The 15,169-nt window shown below is 74.5% G+C and carries 14 protein-coding genes; 10 read left to right on the top strand and 4 right to left on the bottom strand.

The window, feature by feature from the left end:
* Window positions 1-143: 143 nt before the first annotated feature.
* The 4 genes from ABZW14_RS15185 to ABZW14_RS15170 are packed head-to-tail and all read left to right on the top strand — an operon-like array spanning window position 144 to window position 3,220.
* Entirely contained in the window at window positions 144-626 is a 483-nt protein-coding gene (locus tag ABZW14_RS15185) for a hypothetical protein (RefSeq protein ID WP_355345710.1), read from the top strand.
* Between the two features lie 2 nt (window positions 627-628).
* Window positions 629-2,407, top strand: coding sequence for an ABC transporter ATP-binding protein (locus ABZW14_RS15180; protein ID WP_355345707.1), 1,779 nt, complete (start codon window positions 629-631; stop codon window positions 2,405-2,407).
* Entirely contained in the window at window positions 2,404-2,715 is a 312-nt protein-coding gene (locus tag ABZW14_RS15175) for a S24/S26 family peptidase (protein WP_355345704.1), read from the top strand. Before ABZW14_RS15180 ends, ABZW14_RS15175 begins: the two co-directional genes overlap by 4 nt.
* Window positions 2,716-2,719: 4 nt before the next feature.
* Window positions 2,720-3,220 carry a MauE/DoxX family redox-associated membrane protein gene (locus ABZW14_RS15170; RefSeq protein WP_355345701.1) on the top strand — a complete coding sequence of 167 codons (501 nt, stop codon included), beginning with the start codon at window positions 2,720-2,722 and terminating at the stop codon, window positions 3,218-3,220.
* Between the two features lie 136 nt (window positions 3,221-3,356).
* On the opposite strand, the gene ABZW14_RS15165 is transcribed toward ABZW14_RS15170, so the two are convergent.
* The 3 genes from ABZW14_RS15165 to ABZW14_RS15155 are packed head-to-tail and all read right to left on the bottom strand — an operon-like array spanning window position 3,357 to window position 6,544.
* Window positions 3,357-5,096: a multicopper oxidase family protein gene (locus tag ABZW14_RS15165; protein ID WP_355345698.1), complete on the bottom strand. Its 1,740-nt coding sequence runs from the start codon at window positions 5,094-5,096 to the stop codon at window positions 3,357-3,359.
* Window positions 5,093-5,545 (bottom strand): DUF6220 domain-containing protein, encoded by a 453-nt coding sequence (locus tag ABZW14_RS15160; protein WP_355345695.1) that lies wholly within the window; start codon window positions 5,543-5,545, stop codon window positions 5,093-5,095. The genes ABZW14_RS15165 and ABZW14_RS15160 overlap by 4 nt, the downstream gene beginning before the upstream one ends.
* A 9-nt stretch (window positions 5,546-5,554) precedes the next feature.
* The gene (locus tag ABZW14_RS15155) at window positions 5,555-6,544 is read right to left on the bottom strand and encodes a carboxymuconolactone decarboxylase family protein (protein ID WP_355345692.1); all 990 of its coding nucleotides are present in this window, start codon (window positions 6,542-6,544) and stop codon (window positions 5,555-5,557) included.
* 143 nt (window positions 6,545-6,687) lie between these two features.
* Between ABZW14_RS15155 and ABZW14_RS15150 the strand changes: the two genes are divergently transcribed.
* Entirely contained in the window at window positions 6,688-7,818 is a 1,131-nt protein-coding gene (locus tag ABZW14_RS15150; RefSeq protein ID WP_355345689.1) for a sensor histidine kinase, read from the top strand.
* A gap of 76 nt (window positions 7,819-7,894) precedes the next feature.
* Window positions 7,895-8,557, top strand: a complete 663-nt coding sequence (locus ABZW14_RS15145; protein WP_355345686.1) for a response regulator transcription factor — start codon at window positions 7,895-7,897, stop codon at window positions 8,555-8,557.
* 66 nt (window positions 8,558-8,623) lie between these two features.
* On the opposite strand, the gene ABZW14_RS15140 is transcribed toward ABZW14_RS15145, so the two are convergent.
* Entirely contained in the window at window positions 8,624-9,877 is a 1,254-nt protein-coding gene (locus ABZW14_RS15140) for a M48 family metallopeptidase (protein WP_355345683.1), read from the bottom strand.
* Between the two features lie 192 nt (window positions 9,878-10,069).
* On the opposite strand from ABZW14_RS15140, the gene ABZW14_RS15135 reads away from it, so the two are divergent.
* The 4 genes from ABZW14_RS15135 (at window position 10,070) to ABZW14_RS15120 (ending at window position 15,168) form a co-directional block, all read left to right on the top strand.
* On the top strand, window positions 10,070-11,638 hold the full coding sequence (locus ABZW14_RS15135) for an amidohydrolase (protein WP_355345680.1): 1,569 nt from the start codon (window positions 10,070-10,072) through the stop codon (window positions 11,636-11,638).
* Entirely contained in the window at window positions 11,635-12,678 is a 1,044-nt protein-coding gene (locus ABZW14_RS15130) for a P1 family peptidase (RefSeq protein ID WP_355345677.1), read from the top strand. Before ABZW14_RS15135 ends, ABZW14_RS15130 begins: the two co-directional genes overlap by 4 nt.
* Window positions 12,679-12,874: 196 nt before the next feature.
* Entirely contained in the window at window positions 12,875-13,816 is a 942-nt protein-coding gene (locus ABZW14_RS15125) for an ABC transporter ATP-binding protein (protein ID WP_355345674.1), read from the top strand.
* Window positions 13,813-15,168, top strand: a complete 1,356-nt coding sequence (locus ABZW14_RS15120; RefSeq protein WP_355345671.1) for an ABC transporter permease — start codon at window positions 13,813-13,815, stop codon at window positions 15,166-15,168. The genes ABZW14_RS15125 and ABZW14_RS15120 overlap by 4 nt, the downstream gene beginning before the upstream one ends.
* The last annotated feature ends 1 nt before the right edge of the window (window position 15,169 follow it).

Here is a 15,169-nt window from a genome sequence, read left to right as displayed (position 1 = left end):
TCTGCACGGGCTCGTGCGGTACCTCTAGGTGGCTCTGTATCTGTTTTTACAATTCGCGGGGGTTCTGCTCACTTTTTCCCCCCCGGGGGGCCGCGCCCGCCGGCGCGGCCCCCACCCCACCCCAGACTCGCCGAGGAGTTCCCATGCCGGGTTTCGCCTACGCCGCTCTCGCCCTCGTCGGCACGGTCGCCGTGCTCAACCTCGTCCTGACCCTGGCTCTGGCCCGGCGGCTGCGCGAGACGCGGGCCGGCCACGCACACGACGGTGAGCCCGTCCCCGAGGTGCTGCCCGCCGCGGGCCTGGCGGTCAGCGGCTTCGCGCACGCCGACCTGACCGCCGGCCGGCGCACCGTGGTCATGCTGACCCCGACCTGCCCGCCGTGCCAGACCCTCCTGGAGGACCTCACGGCCGACGCGGAGCGCCGGCGCCCCGACACCCTCGTGCTCATGATCGGCACGCCGGAGGAGACGGCGGTGATGGCGCCCCGCCTGACCGGCTTCGACACGGCCACGATCTCCGAACAGCTCGCCGAGCGGGAGTTCCAGGTCAAGGGTTTCCCCGCCGTGCTGTCGGTCGTCGACGGCGTCGTCGTCGACTCCAGTCACCAGCTGCCGGTGCTGGCCTGATCGTGGCCACGCTGCGTGCCGCCCTGCGGCTGGGTTGCGCCGACCCGAAGGCGCTCACCGCCATGGTCGTCCTCGTCCTCGCCGGCGCGGCGCCGCCGCTCGGCGTCGCGTGGTTCACGAAGCTCCTCTTCGACGAGGTCAGCCGGGGTCGCTCGGCCAGCCCGTCGACCGCGACCTGGTACGCCGCGGCGATCGCCGCCCTGGGAGCCCTAGCGGCGATCGCCAACCGCCTGTCCGGCTACTTCACCACGGCGTTGCAGCACGCGATAACGATCACCGCCGAGGAACGGCTGTACCGGAAACTGAACAGCTTCCTCGGCCTGGGCCCCTTCGAGCAGCCGGCGCTGCGCGATCGGCTGACCTTGGCCCAGCAGGCCGCCGACCAGACGCCGTACGTGGTCGTCATGTTCGCGGTCAACGTGGCCCAGAACGTCGTCACGGTCGGCGGCTTCGCCACGATCCTGGCGTCCCTGTGGCCGCCGGCCGGCCTGCTCCTGCTCGCCGTGGCCGTGCCCGAGTTCCTCATCCAACTGCGGCTGTCCCGGCGGGCGGCGCGGGCCGTGGAGGACAGCGCCGGCCTGTTCCGGGCCCGGTTCCTGTTCCAGACCGTGCTGACCGACCTGCGCGCCGCCCGGGAGGTGCGTCTCTTCCACCTCGGCCGGTTCTTCCACGACCGGCTCACGGGCGCGGTGCGGGACGCCGCCCGGATCGAGCTGGCCGCCGCGCGGCACGCCACGGCGGTGCAGACCTGCTGGGCGCTGGCCGGTACCGCCGCGACACTCGCCGCGACGGTTGTCGCGGTGAACGCCGCGGTCCGCGGCCGCCTCACCCTCGGCGACCTCACCCTCCTGCTGGCCGCGCTCGGCGCGGCGCACAGCGGCCTGGCCGGCATCGCCGGTCAGCTCGGCGAGGCCGGCACGGCCATGCGACTGTTCCGGCACTACGTCGCCGTCCTCGACAGTCCCGCCGACCTGGTCGACGGGACCCGGCCGGCGCCGCCGCTGCGCACCGCCATCAGGTTCGAGGACGTGTGGTTCCGCTACGACGAGGAGGGCCCCTGGATCCTCCGGGGCGTCGACCTCACCCTCGAGGCCGGTGAGGCCGTCGGACTCGTCGGTCTCAACGGGGCCGGCAAGAGCACCCTTGTGAAACTGCTCTGCCGGTTCTACGACCCCGACCGCGGCCGGATCACCTGGGATGGCGTCGACCTGCGCGAGCTGCGGGTCGAGACGCTGCGCCGGCGGATGGGGGCGGTGTTCCAGGACTTCATGTGCTACGACCTGACCGCGGCGGAGAACGTCGGCATCGGCCGGCTGCCGCACACACCCGGGCAGGTCGAGGAGGCCGCCGCGCGCGCCGAGATCCACGACCGCCTCCGCGCCCTCCCCCACGGGTACGCCACGTTGCTCAGCCGTACCTTCGCCGACCAGGACGGCGAGCCCGGGGTGACGCTCTCCGGCGGGCAGTGGCAGCGGGTCGCGCTCGCCCGGTCCCTGATGCGCGCCGACGCCGACCTGCTCATCCTGGACGAGCCCAGCTCCGGTCTCGACGCCGACGCCGAGACCCGGGTGCACGACTCGCTGGCCCGGATCCGCCGCGGCCGTACCGGGCTCCTGATCTCCCACCGGCTCAGCACCCTGCGCGACGCACGTCGCATCGTCGTGCTCGACGGCGGGCGGGTCATCGAGTCGGGCGCGCACGACGAGCTGATGGCGGCCGGCGGCGAGTACGCGCGCCTGTTCCGCCTCCAGGCCGGCGGCTACCAGCTGGCGGCGTCATGACCGGCTGGCTGCGCCGCCGCTGGCGCCTGGTGGTCGTCCGCGGGCACAGCATGGCGCCGACGCTGCGGGACGGCGATCGGCTGATCGTCCGCGTCGGGCGGCCACCGGCCGCCGGTGACCTCGTCGTCTTCCGGGCCCGGGACGTCGTCCCCGAGGCGGAGGTGACGTGGATGGTCAAACGCGTCCACCGGATCGAGCCCGACGGCGCCGTGACGGTACGCGGGGACAACGCTCGCAGCCAGGACTCCCGGCACTTCGGAGCGGTGCCACGAGGGGCGGTCCTCGGCGTGGCCAGATGGAGGCGATGACATCGTGTACCTGGAGATCGGGTGCCGGGTGCTGCTCGGCACGGTGCTGTTGGCGGCGGCGGTCGGCAAGGTGTCCGGCCGGGCCGCGTACCGCGAGTTCACGCGCTCGGTGCGCGACATGGGCTACCGGCCGGCCGGCCCTCTGGCCGCGGCCGTGGTCGCCGCCGAGTTCGCCGCCGTCGTCCTGCTGGCGGTGTTCCCGCCGGCCGGCTTCCTCTGCTCGGCCGCCCTCCTGCTCGCCTTCACCGTGGCCGTCGCCACGAACCTGCGGCGGGGCGGCGCCACCTGCCGCTGTTTCGGCCGCACCGCCGCGCCGCTGGGCCGGCACCACGTGTGGCGCAACCTCGTCCTCGTCGGCTGCGCCGTGGCCGGCGTGCTCGCACCGGCCGGACCCGTCCGCCCCGGCGGAGCGGTCCTGGCCGTCGTCGGCGCGCTGCTCGCCGGCGTGCTTGTCGTCATGCTGGACGAGCTGCGCTTCCTGTTCGGCGCGTCGAGCCGGGCGTGAGCATCCGGACCGGCCGCCGACGGGCCGGCCCGCGTCGCACATCCTGATCGCCGGCCGGCCCACCGGCGGACCGCCCGTCATCGGCCGAGGTCCGCCGCCATCCGGTGGCGCGGACCGATCCCGCGGGCGACGCCGATCACGAGTACATCAGGTGCAGGGTCATCCCGGCCTCGGCGTGCGCCAGGTTGTGGCAGTGGTTGGCCCACATCCCGGGGTTGTCGGCCCGGAACGCCACCTTCCACACGTCGCCGGGGCGCACGTCGAACGAGTCCAGCCACAACGGACTCCCCGTGGCCGGCTTCCCGTTGCGGGACAGCACCAGCACGTGGTGCCCGTGCAGGTGCCACGGGTGCACGTACTGCGCCCGGTTCACGATCGTGAACGCGACGACGTCCCCGCCGCGGACGACCTGGGGCGGGATGTCCGGGTCGGCCGCCCCGTTGACCGTGTGCGCGTAGCGGGGCAGCAGGCCGCGCAGGTCGAGGCCACGGTCGAGGACGAGGGTGAACTCCTTGTCGAACCGGGACCACGGCACGGGTGCGGGGGCGCCGTAGGTGAGCGGGTCCAGCACCGGCCACCGGTCGGTCGTCGCCGGCACCGGCCCGATGGACCAGACCGCCCGTCCGTCGACGAGCAGGGCCACCGGCGTGGCGGGTGCCGTGAACACGAGGTCGTAGCGTCCCCCGGCCGGGATCAGAACGGCGGTGTCCACCAGCGGCGTCGGGTCCCGCAGGTCACCTCCGTCGATCGCGGCGACCCGGAACGGCGTCCCGGCCAGGGCGTACCGGTGGGTGGTGCTGTCGGTGTTGAGCAGCCGCAGCCGCACGGGCGTCCCCGCCGGGACCGGCTCCGATCGCGGCGCGGGCAGCGGACGGCCGGAGAGGGTGTGCACCGGCACCGTGACATCGATACCGGCGACCGGTGCCGGGCGCACCACGAGGACGCCGTAGAGGCCCTTCCGCACGCCGACGTCGGACACGGCATGGGTGTGGTACCAGTACGTCCCGGCCTGGTCGGCGCGGAACCGGTAGACGAACTCCTGTCCGGGCAGCACCGCCGCCTGGGTGATGCCGCGCACCCCGTCCTGGCTGTTCGGCACGTCGTACCCGTGCCAGTGCAGCGTGACGCCCCGCCCGATGTCCCGGTTGCGCAGTGTCACCTCCAGCACGTCGCCGACCGTCGCGGTCAGCTCCGGCCCGGGAACCTGCCCGTTGAACGCCCACGCCGCGACGTCCCGGCCACCCACGCGCACAGTGGTGGCCGCGGCGGTGAGCGTGAACCGCCTGGTCGGCTCCCCCACGGTCCGCGCGTCCCGAGGTTCATGATCATGGGGTACGGCGGGTGCGGCGCCCGGGGCGACGGCCAGCCCGGCTCCGGTCACCAGCGCCGCGGCCGCCGTGGCGAGGGCGGCCCGGGACACCGCCCCGGACGGGCGTGCGGCGAGGACGCGCCACGAGACCGCGGTCGCCGCGAGGACCCCGGCGAGCGTGAGGAGTGCCGTGCCCGCCGACGCCGGATAGCCGTGCAGGACCGTCACGAGCAGGCCGCCGGCGGTGGCGTACCCCGCGAAGAGGAGCGGGACCGCGACGGCGCGGATGTCGCGCGGGGCGCGCAGCAGCCGCGACCCCGCCACGACGACCCCCGCGAGCGACAGCGGGGCGGCGATGAGGACCTTCTCCGCCGCGAACCACCAGCCCACGCGGGCGAGCGCGGTGATCGTGATCGCGCGGGCGAGCGTGGCGACCAGCGCGAAGGCGGCCAGCCCCAGGGCGAGCGGGCGGCGCCGGGCGGCCGACGCGGCCCCGCCGCCCAGCCACCCGGCGGCCGCGAGGACCGCGATCACGAGGTCGGCCGCGAGCAGCGAGCCGGTGGTCACGCCGGCTCGCCTTCCCGGACGGGCACCGGGGCGGCCACGGCCGGCGCCGGGCGGGCCAGCTCGCGGGCTCTCCGCAGGACATTGACCACGACGTGCACCGCCACGATCCCGTTGACCGCGTGCAGCCCCGCGATGGTCAGGCCGAACGGGGTGCTGGCGCCCGCGTCGTCGGTGGCCGCGTTGGCGAGCATGGCCAGGAGCGCCTGCCCCACGACGAGGCCGAGCGGGACGGCGGCCAGTCCGACGAGCCGGCCCGGCGCCTTCGCGAGCACGGCGAACAGGATGGTGAGCAGTGTGAGCGCGGGGATGACGGCGGACCCGGTGACGCGGTGCAGGGCGTACGCGCCGTCGCCTCCGGGTTTCGTGAAGGCGCCCACGGCGGCGAAGACGAACTGCAGGCCGAACGCGACGAGCGACAGGGTGCTGACGATGACGAGGACCTTGCGCATGCTCGACTCCTAGAGACGGGACGGGGTCAGGGCCCCGGCGACGTGGTCGGTGGCCGTGATCGCGCCGTACGCGACCAGCCGCACGAGGTCGGCGTCGGCCGGGTGCGAGAGCCGCCAGAGGGCGACGTCGCCCGGGCGGATCGCGCTGGGCCCGAACGCCGCCAGCAGCGCGATCCGCGTACCGACCCGGTCCGCGCCGGGCAGGTCCCGGATCAGTTCGGCCGCCCACTCCGCGGGCCGCTCCGGGTGCCGTCCGTCCTCCCAGCGGACGGTGGCCGCGATCGTCTTGCGGGCCAGATCGCCCAGCAGGTCGCCGCCGCGCAGCGCGACGGCCCGCAACGACGCGTACGCGACGCCGACCGGGCTGTCCCCCGCCCAGGCCGGCGGCGCCGTCGTGCCGGTGTCGAGCAGCGGCAGACTGCGGCCCGGTTCCTTCCGCTCCCGGGCCGTCCGGGCGTAGAGGCGGCCCCCGACCGACCGCACCACCGGTGCGCGCTGGAGGCCGCCGGGCAGCAGGTCCGGGTCGAGCAGCGCCGAGACGATCCGGTTGATGAAGTGGAAGGCGAGCAGGGTACCGGTGACCTCGGGCCGGTACGGGCTGTCCCACCCGGAGGCCACGGGGCTGCGGCTGGCCTCGGCCCAGGCGACGAGTTCGGCGTGCCGCGGATCCGCCGGCGTGCCGCCCCGGGCGACGGCCTCGGCCAGCTCGTGCTCGCCCAGTGCGTGCAGCAGCATCACGTGGGCGTCGACGCAGAACCGGCAGCGGTTGGCCCGGGACACCGCCGACGCGACCAGCTCGCGGTCGACCCGGGACGCGTCCCCGGCGAGCAGCGCCTCGCGCATGAGCGCCCAGGTCGCAGCCAGCACCTCCGGCACGGCCGAGAGAGCCTGGAAGGTCGGCACCGGCCCGAGGAACTCGTCGCGCGTCTGCCGATAGACCGCGCCGGTGAGACCGGTCGCCGCCTTAGCGGGAGCGGGAGTGAAGAAGCGGTATGTCATGGACCCGATGCTCGTCACGGCGGGCCGGGAAAGCGTCGTGCCGCCGCAGGCACCTGCCGGGTCGCGCGTACCGCGCCCGCAGTACGCCCCGGCTACCGCGAACGGGGGATGTTCCCCGCCGACGGCCGATCTAGAGTCCGATCATGCGCCGCGATCTGCCGTACGCCCTCGGCGGCCTCGCCCTCGGCGGCCTCCTGCTCGCCAACGCCGTCATCGCGCCGGACGCCGCGCCGGTGCGACCGGCCGACGTCGCCCTGGTCCTGGCCGCCGCGGCGGCCCTGGCGGTGTGCCGGCGGTACCCGGTGGTGGCGTTGGGGGTGGTGACCGCCACCATGCTGGCCCTCCACATCCGCGTGCACGCCGGAGTGTCCGCCGCGTTCGCCGTCCTCGCCACCGTCTACGTCGCCGCGTGGCGGGGGCACCGGGCGGTCGCCGCCCTGGCCAGCCTCGTCTTCCTCGGCGGCTTCCTGGCGCGCGACATCTCGGTCGCGCCCGCCGGACGGCCCGGCCAGCAGATCGTCGAGCGGACCGCCCTGCTGCTGGGCTGGTTCTTCGCCGCCAACGTCGCGGGGCTCGTGGCGCGGCAGCGCCGCGCGTACCTGGAACAGGTCGAGCAGCGGGCGATCGAGGCCGAACGCACCCGCGAGGAGATGGCGTTGCGCCGCGCCGGGGAGGAGCGCCTGCGCATCGCCCGGGACCTGCACGACTCGCTGACCCACAGCATCTCCGTCATCAAGGTGCAGGCCGGGATCGCCGTGCACCTGGCCCGCAAGCACGGCGAGGAACCGTCGGACGTGCTGCTGGCGATCCAGGAGGCGAGCGGCGCCGCGATGCGCGAGCTCCGGGCCACACTGGCCGTCCTGCGCTCACCCTCGGACTCCGACGGCGTCGGCCTGGCCCGGCTGGACGAACTCGCCGAGCGGACCCGCGCGGCCGGCGTGCCGGTGGACGTGACCGTCACCGGTCAGCCCCGGGATCTGCCCGAGGAGGTCGACCAGGCCGGCTACCGCGTGGTCCAGGAGGCCCTGACCAACGTGGCCCGGCACGCCGGTCCCGCGACCGCACGGATCCATGTCGCGTACGACCCGGCACAGCTGACCGTCTCGGTGACCGATGACGGCCAGGCGTCGTCGGTGCGGCCGGTGACGCCGGGCGTGGGCCTGCGCGGCATGCGGGAACGGGTCACCGGGCTGGGCGGCGTGCTGCACGCCGCCGCCCGCGACGGCGGCGGGTTCGCGGTACGGGCCACGTTCCCGCTGGACGGCACGGCATGACCGAACGCGTGCGCGAGGTCCCAGCAGCTCAGGGCGGCACGGGTCGGGACGCCTCCGACCGGAGGGAGGAGGCGGCATGACCAGGGTTCTGATCGCCGACGACCAGGCGCTGATGCGGGCCGGGTTCCGGGCGCTGCTCGACGCCGAGGACGACCTGGAGGTCGTGGGCGAGGCCACCGACGGCGCCGCCGCCGTCGAGCTGGCGCGACGCCTGCGACCGGACGTCGTGCTGATGGACGTGCAGATGCCGGGGCTCGACGGCATCGAAGCCACCCGGCGCGTCGCCGCCGACCCGGACCTCGCGGCGGTCCGCGTCCTCATCCTCACCAACTTCGGGCTCGACGCCTACGTCTTCGCCGCGCTCCGCGCGGGGGCGAGCGGGTTCCTGCTCAAGGACGCCGACCCGGCCGACCTCCTGCGGGCCGTCGCCGTCGTGGCGCGCGGCGACGCGCTGCTCGCCCCGGTCGTCACGCGCACGCTCATCAGCGAGTTCGTCGCCGGCCCGCCGCCCGCCGACCCGGCGGCCGGGCGCGACGTGCTGACCGCACGCGAGCAGGAGATGGTCCAGCTCGTCGCCCGGGGGCTGAGCAACGACGAGATCGCCGAACGCCTGGTGATCAGCCCGTTGACCGCCAAGACCCACGTGAACCGGGCGATGATGAAGCTGCACTGCCGCGACCGGGCCCAGCTGGTCGTGTGGGCGTACGAGTCGGGGCTGGTCGCGCCGCGCCGCCGCTGACCGCCGGGCGCACCTCAGCTCAGTCGCGAGCCCGGTAACGCGCGGCCGGCCCGGCCGGCGGGAGCGTCAGAAGCGGTCGCGGGTGCCCAGGAGCGCGTGGTACGCCACACGGCGCCACGGCGCGAGTTCGGCGTCGATCCCGGCCCAGCGGGTGTCGTCGACGTGGATGATCCCGTCGACGTCGGGCAGCTCCTCGATCAGCCGCATCCGCTGATCCTCGCTGGGATGGGTGCTCCACAGGTCGGTGGTGCGCCGGCTGAGCTGGCGGGCCAGCGGGAGGTGCGTGGCCAGGTGCCGCAGGGATTCGGCGGCCGTCGGCTCAAGCTGCTCGCTGTTCAGGCGAGGCGCCAGATGCCACAGGTCCTGCCAGACGCGGTCGGCGAGCAGAACCGTCTCGGAGGACTGGAGGAACGGCCGGCTGCCGGCGACCCGGCGAGCGATCAGGTCGGCACGGTACTCGGCGCGGCGGCTGTCGGGCATGGCGACGCTGTCGACGAGGAGCTGTGCGGTGGCGCCGGCGACGTTGACCAGGGCGAGGAGCCCCTGGACGACGATCCCGAGGAGGACTACCGTCCCGCTGCCCTGCTCGGCCATCGAGTTCGCCGAGTGCAGTGCCCGCCGCCAGGGGTTCCGCCCACCGGTCGCCGCCACCGCCCGGGCGCCGAACGTCCTCGCCGGCAGGGTCCTGCGTACCCGCAGGGGATCGCCGTTGGCGAGGTGGCCCAGTTCGTGTGCCAGCAGCGAGACGCGGGCCGGTCGCGGCAGCATCAACCACAGGGGGATCCCGATGACGAGCACGGACCGTTGGCGCCACCCCAGCCGTGCCACACCGGCGTTGATGCTCAAATCCGCGTAGATGAGGTCGGGGACCGGGGTCCCCGCGGCGGCGGCGACCTCCCGCACCAGGCGGTGCAACTGCGGGGCGTCGCGCTCGGCGATCAGCCCGTGCCGGGGCACCCGCCCGAACGAGGGCTTGACGAGCAGCAGGACGAGCACGGCGGGGAGCGCCAGCACCAGCCGGACCCCCGGTGGCAGGTCGTCGGCCATGACGAGCCAAGCGAGGTGACCCGCCGCGGCCACACCGATCAGCGCCAGCACCACGGAGAAGACCACCAGCCAGACCTCGGCGGGTGACGTTCCGGCCGAGCGGACCTCCGGGTCGGCGAGCAGCTCCGCATGCGTCGCCCGGTCGACCTCCAGCCCACGCCGGAACCCCCACCGGCCGATCAGTCTGGTGCCCCGCCACGGAGCCAGAGCAGGGTCGTACACGTCGAGGTTCCAGCGGCAGGAGGGGCACCAGGAGTCGGTCCCGCCATCCACCTGGACGAGGTCCTGGGCGCACGTGGGACAACCGCTCGGAATCGTCGTCTTCGTCGGCACGAGGCGGGAGTGTAGATCGCGATGACCGCGGATGCGGACCCGTGTTCGCCTTCGCCTCGCCCGGGACCGGCGGTCGTGGCGCTGAGCGGTTTACTGTGATGGCCCACCACCCCTCGAGACCGTGAGAGCGACATGAGCATCCGCGTGTACCGCAACGCCACCATCCACACGGGAGACGACGGCAACCCCTCGGCCGAGGCCCTGGCCGTGGACGGCGAGCGCCTGCTGGCCGTCGGCAAGGAGGCGGAGGTGCGCGACGCGGCGGGCCGGGGAGCGGAGCTGATCGACCTGGAGGGCGCCGCGGTGCTCCCCGGGCTCTACGACGCCCACATCCACACCGCGCAGTACGCGCAGAGCCTGGGCGCCGTCGACCTGCGCGGGGCGCGCAGCCTGGATGAGGCGCTCTCGATGGTGGCCGAGCACGCGGCGCGGCTGCGGCCGGGCGCCTGGCTGTTCGGTGGCCGGTGGAACAGCAACACCTGGAATCCGCCCGCACAGCCGGACCGGTACGCCCTGGACTCGGTCTGTCCCGAACTGCCGGTCGCGTTGCCGAGCGTGGACGGCCACACGGTGTGGGCCAACTCCGCGGCCCTGCGGCTGGCCGGTATCGACGCGAGCACGCCCGATCCGGTGGGCGGCGAGATCGTCCGGGACGCGAGCGGCGAGCCGACCGGCATCCTCCGCGAGGTGGCCTCGGATCCCCTGCGCGACCTCATGGTCTCCCCCGACCTGCGCGACCTGCTGCGCGCCGGGCAGGAGGAACTGCTCGCGCTGGGCCTGACCAGCGTGCACGACATCGACGGGGAGGACTGCCGGGCCGCCTACCTCGCCCTGCGCGACGCGGGCGAGCTGAAGCTGCGCGTCCACAAGGCGATCCCGATGGTCCACCTGGAGGCGGCCGTCGCCGAGGGCCGCCGCACCGGGCAGGGCGACGACTGGGTACGCACCGGGCCCGTGAAGATCTTCAGCGACGGGGCACTCGGCTCGCACACCTGCCACATGAGCAGGTCCTTCGCGGGCGAGCACGACAACGTGGGCATCGCGGTCACCCCGTACGAGGATCTGGTCCGGCTGTTCGCCACGGCCGCGGGCGCCGGCATCGCGGTGGCCACGCACGCCATCGGCGACCGGGCCAACCACCTGGTCATCGACGCCTACGAGGCGATCGGCCGCACACCGGGGCTGCGGCACCGCATCGAGCACGCGCAGCACCTGCGGCCCGCCGACCTGGGCCGGATGGCCGCCCTGGGCATCGTCGCATCGATGCAGCCGGTGCACTGCACCAGCGACATCGACCTGGTCGACACCCTGCTGGCCGGCCACGATCTGGCCTCCTACGCGTGGCGTGGCATGCTCGACGCCGGCGTGACGCTGGCGTTCGGCTCCGACGCCCCGGTCGAGAGCCCGGACCCCTTCGCCGCGCTGTACGCCGCCGTGACCCGCACCCGCCCCGACGGCACACCGGCCGGCGGGTGGCAGCCCGCGCAGCGGCTGAGCATGGCCGAGGCCGTCCGCGCCCACACCCTGGGCGCCGCCGCCGCGGCCGGCGAGCAGGACCGCAAGGGCACCCTCGCGGCCGGCAAGCTCGCCGACTTCATCGCGGTGGACACCGATCCCTACCGGGAGTCCCCGGAGGCGGTGCGGCACACCAAGGTCATGACGACCGTAGTCGGCGGCGAGATCCGCTGGCGGCGGCCGTGAGGCAGCCCGGCCGCCGCGCCCGCGACCTCGGCGTCGTCGTCGGGCCGCTGCCGACCGGTCGGCACAACGCGATCACCGACGTCGCCGGCGTGCTGGTGGGGCACACCACCGTCGACGACGGGGCCGAGCTGCACACCGGCGTCACCGCCGTGGTGCCGGCCCAGCTCGGCCCGCGGCGGTGGACCGTCCCGGCGGCCGTGTACACCGGCAACGGGTACGGGAAACTGGTCGGCTCGACCCAGGTGGACGAGCTCGGCGTCCTGGAATCGCCGATCGTGCTGACCGCCACGCTGTCGGTGTTCCGGGCGGCGGACGCGGTCCTGACCCACCTCATGCGGCGCCGGCCGGACGGGCTGTCGTTCAACCCGCTGGTGGGCGAGACCAACGACGGTCACCTGTCGGACATCCGCCGGCGTCCGATCACCGAGCGGCACGTGCTCGACGCCATCGACGGGGCGTCCGGAGAGCCGCCCGCGGAGGGCTGCGTCGGCGCCGGCACCGGCACCACGGCGCTGGGCTACAAGGCGGGCATCGGCACCTCGTCCCGGGCGGTACACACGGCGGACACCCCGGTGACCGTGGGCGCCCTGGTGCAGGCCAACTTCGGCGGCGTGCTGACCGTGCTGGGTGTTCCCCTGCCGGTCGACGAGCTGGTCCCGCAGGCCGACCGTGCCGAGCCGCCCGGCAACTCGTGCATGATCCTGGTGGCCACCGACGCCCCGCTGGACGCCCGGCAGCTCGGGCGGCTCGCCCGCCGGGCCGTCTTCGCCATGGGCCGGGTCGGCGCCGCGTACGCCCACGGCAGCGGCGACTACGCGATCGCGTTCAGCACGGCGGAGCCGGGCCGGCCGGCCGTTCCCGACGCGGAGCTCGACCCGATCTTCGCCGCCGTCCTGGACTCGGTCGAGGAGGCGCTGCTCAACTCACTGTTCGCCGCCACGACCACCCGCGGGGTGGGCGGACGCACGAGCCACGCCGTGCCGCACGAGGCCGCCGTACGGCGGTTGGCCGCCGCCGGCCGGCTGCGCACCGCGCCCTGACCGCCCCCTCCCCCGACGACCGGCCGGGCCACCGGTCCCGGCTCGTGGCGCGCGACCGGCCGGGCGTGCACTGAGGACGGAGGCCGGGCGTCGCCGTGTCTGCCCGTCCTCTCCCGTTCCCCGAACGTTCAAAGTCTGTCCCTGCCCGGGTCGGGTCCCCTCCTTACGTTGCTCAGGGCTACGAAAGAAGGGGCTCATGGACGGACTCCTCGGCATCCGGGCTCGCGGGATCACCAAGTGCTTCGGCGACATCGTCGCGCTGGACGGCGTCGATCTCGATGTGGCACAGGGGCAGATCCACGGCCTGGTCGGGCCGAACGGCGCCGGCAAGACCACGTTGCTCGGCCTCCTGCTGGGCCTGGCCGTCGCCGACGGCGGCCGCCTCGAGATCCTCGGTACGCCGGTCGGGCGGGCACTCGCCGCTCCCGAGGGTGTCGCGGGCTTCGTGGACGGGCCGGCCCTCTACCCCTCGCTCACCGCGCGGCAGAACCTCGCCGCGCTGGCCGCCCTGCGCGGCCGCGAGGCCCGGGCGGCGGGGATCGACGATCTGCTCGACCAGGTCGGGCTCACCGATGTCGCCGACGACCGGACCCGCGGATTCTCCCTCGGCATGCGTCAGCGGCTCGGGCTCGCCGCCGCCCTGCTCACCAGGCCACGGCTGCTCGTGCTTGACGAGCCTGCCAACGGCCTCGACCCGGCGGGCAAGAAGCACGTGCACGGCGTCCTCGCGCGGCTCGCGGCCGACGGCACCAGCGTGGTGCTGTCGAGCCACCGCATGGACGACCTCGAGGCGCTGTGCTCCGAGGTCACCATCCTCGCCACCGGCCGGGTCGTCTTCTCCGGGCCGCTGAGCAAACTGGCCGCCGAGAACCGGGAACTCGACTACCGGCTGCTCACCTCCGACCCGCCGGCGGCCCGGCGGCTGGCCGGCGACACGGCCGGGATCCGCGTCGTCGGCGGCGCCGGGACGCGGCCCGACGGCGAGGCGCTCGTCGTACACGCGCTGGTGCCCGCCCTGGACGACCTGGTGGTGCGGCTCGTGCAGGCGGGCATCGCGGTGCGCGAACTCGCGCCCGTGGTGTCGCCGCTCGAGGCCGCGTTCCTCACCCTCACCGAGCAGCAGGAGGCCGGCCGATGACCGCGACCGTCGCGGACGCCCCCGTCGCCGACGCCCGCCGCGTCTCCGTGGCGCGCGGCTACCGCTTCGAACTGGTCAAGCTCGTCTCGCAGTGGCGGATCCGCCTGCTGGTCCTCGCCTGCTGGATCGCGCCGGCCCTGTTCGTCGCGGCGGTGAGCCAGCAGAGCTCGCTGCCGGTCGACACTCTCTTCGGCCGCTGGATGCACGCCACGGGGTGGGCCGGGCCGCTGGTGACGCTGGGCTTCGCGGGGACCTGGGCGCTTCCGCTGGTGACCTCGGTGGTCGCCGGCGACGTGTTCGCCTCGGAGGACCGGCTCGGCACCTGGCGTCACCTGCTCGTGGCGGTCCGGTCCCCCCGACGGATCTTCGCCGCGAAGGCACTGTCGAGCCTCACCGTCATCCTGCTGCTCGTGGCCGGGCTGGCCGGTTCCAGTGCGGTGGGCGGGCTCGTGGCGGTCGGCGACCAGCCGCTGGTGGGCCTCGACGGCCACCTCCTCACGCCCGGCGAGGCCGCCGGGAAGGTGCTGCTCGCCTGGGTCTGCGTACTCGCACCGACCCTGGCGCTGGCCGCGGTCGGGCTGCTCGGGTCCGTGGCGCTCGGGCGGTCCCCGATGGGCCTGCTGCTGCCCGCTCTCGTCGCGCTCGCCATGCAGCTCGCACAGATGCTGCCGCTGCCCGTCGCCGTACGCCTAGCGCTGCCCGGCTACGCCTTCATCGCCTGGAACGGCCTGTTCACCGGCCCGGCTCAGCTGGGCCCGCTCCTGATCGGCATCGGGGTCAGCCTGCTGTGGGCCGTGACCGCGACGGCGCTGGCGTACCTGCTGTTCGTCCGGCGCGACTTCACCAACCCGACCGAGGACGGCTCGGGGCGCCGTGCGGTCACCGTCGCGGTGCTGCCGCTGGTCGGGTTGCTCGCCGTGACGGCCGGCGTCGTCGCCGCCGGGACGCCCGCCACGGGCTCCGGTATCGCGCGGGAGAAGGTGGAGCGGTCGGTCGCCACGGCGTTCGCCCACCTCTACCGCCTGCAGACCGAGCAGCTCCACCGGCCCGACGTCACCGAGGCGCAACTGAAGGCGACGGCGACCTGCAACAAGGGCGGCGGCAAGCTCGCCGCCGAGGGGCCGGGCAACGACTGGCGATGCGTCGTCTCCTGGCACCTCCCCGACGTCGAGGCCGCCGGGACGGCCATCTACCAGCTCGACGTCACCCCCGACGGGCGGTTCGTGGCCGATGGCGACGGACCGAAGGAAGTGAACGGCTACTTCCTGGTGCGGACCCCGACCGGAGACGCGCCGAACCCGCTCTGGCAGTTCGACGGCAACGTCGAACTGCTCCACTCCACGAAGGGATGAC

Source organism: Micromonospora sp. NPDC004551, assembly GCF_040609975.1.
Lineage (GTDB): Bacteria > Actinomycetota > Actinomycetes > Mycobacteriales > Micromonosporaceae > Micromonospora.
This window is presented reverse-complemented; position numbering and strand designations above follow the sequence as displayed.

Bases quoted from the DNA above. Each gene is read 5' to 3' on its own strand.
- ABZW14_RS15185 (WP_355345710.1), top strand. From the start codon at position 144: ATGCCGGGTTTCGCCTACGCCGCTCTCGCCCTCGTCGGCACGGTCGCC.
- ABZW14_RS15175 (WP_355345704.1), top strand. From the start codon at position 2,404: ATGACCGGCTGGCTGCGCCGCCGCTGGCGCCTGGTGGTCGTCCGCGGG.
- ABZW14_RS15160 (WP_355345695.1), bottom strand. From the start codon at position 5,545: ATGCGCAAGGTCCTCGTCATCGTCAGCACCCTGTCGCTCGTCGCGTTC.
- ABZW14_RS15155 (WP_355345692.1), bottom strand. From the start codon at position 6,544: ATGACATACCGCTTCTTCACTCCCGCTCCCGCTAAGGCGGCGACCGGT.
- ABZW14_RS15150 (WP_355345689.1), top strand. From the start codon at position 6,688: ATGCGCCGCGATCTGCCGTACGCCCTCGGCGGCCTCGCCCTCGGCGGC.
- ABZW14_RS15145 (WP_355345686.1), top strand. From the start codon at position 7,895: ATGACCAGGGTTCTGATCGCCGACGACCAGGCGCTGATGCGGGCCGGG.
- ABZW14_RS15135 (WP_355345680.1), top strand. From the start codon at position 10,070: ATGAGCATCCGCGTGTACCGCAACGCCACCATCCACACGGGAGACGAC.
- ABZW14_RS15125 (WP_355345674.1), top strand. From the start codon at position 12,875: ATGGACGGACTCCTCGGCATCCGGGCTCGCGGGATCACCAAGTGCTTC.
- ABZW14_RS15120 (WP_355345671.1), top strand. From the start codon at position 13,813: ATGACCGCGACCGTCGCGGACGCCCCCGTCGCCGACGCCCGCCGCGTC.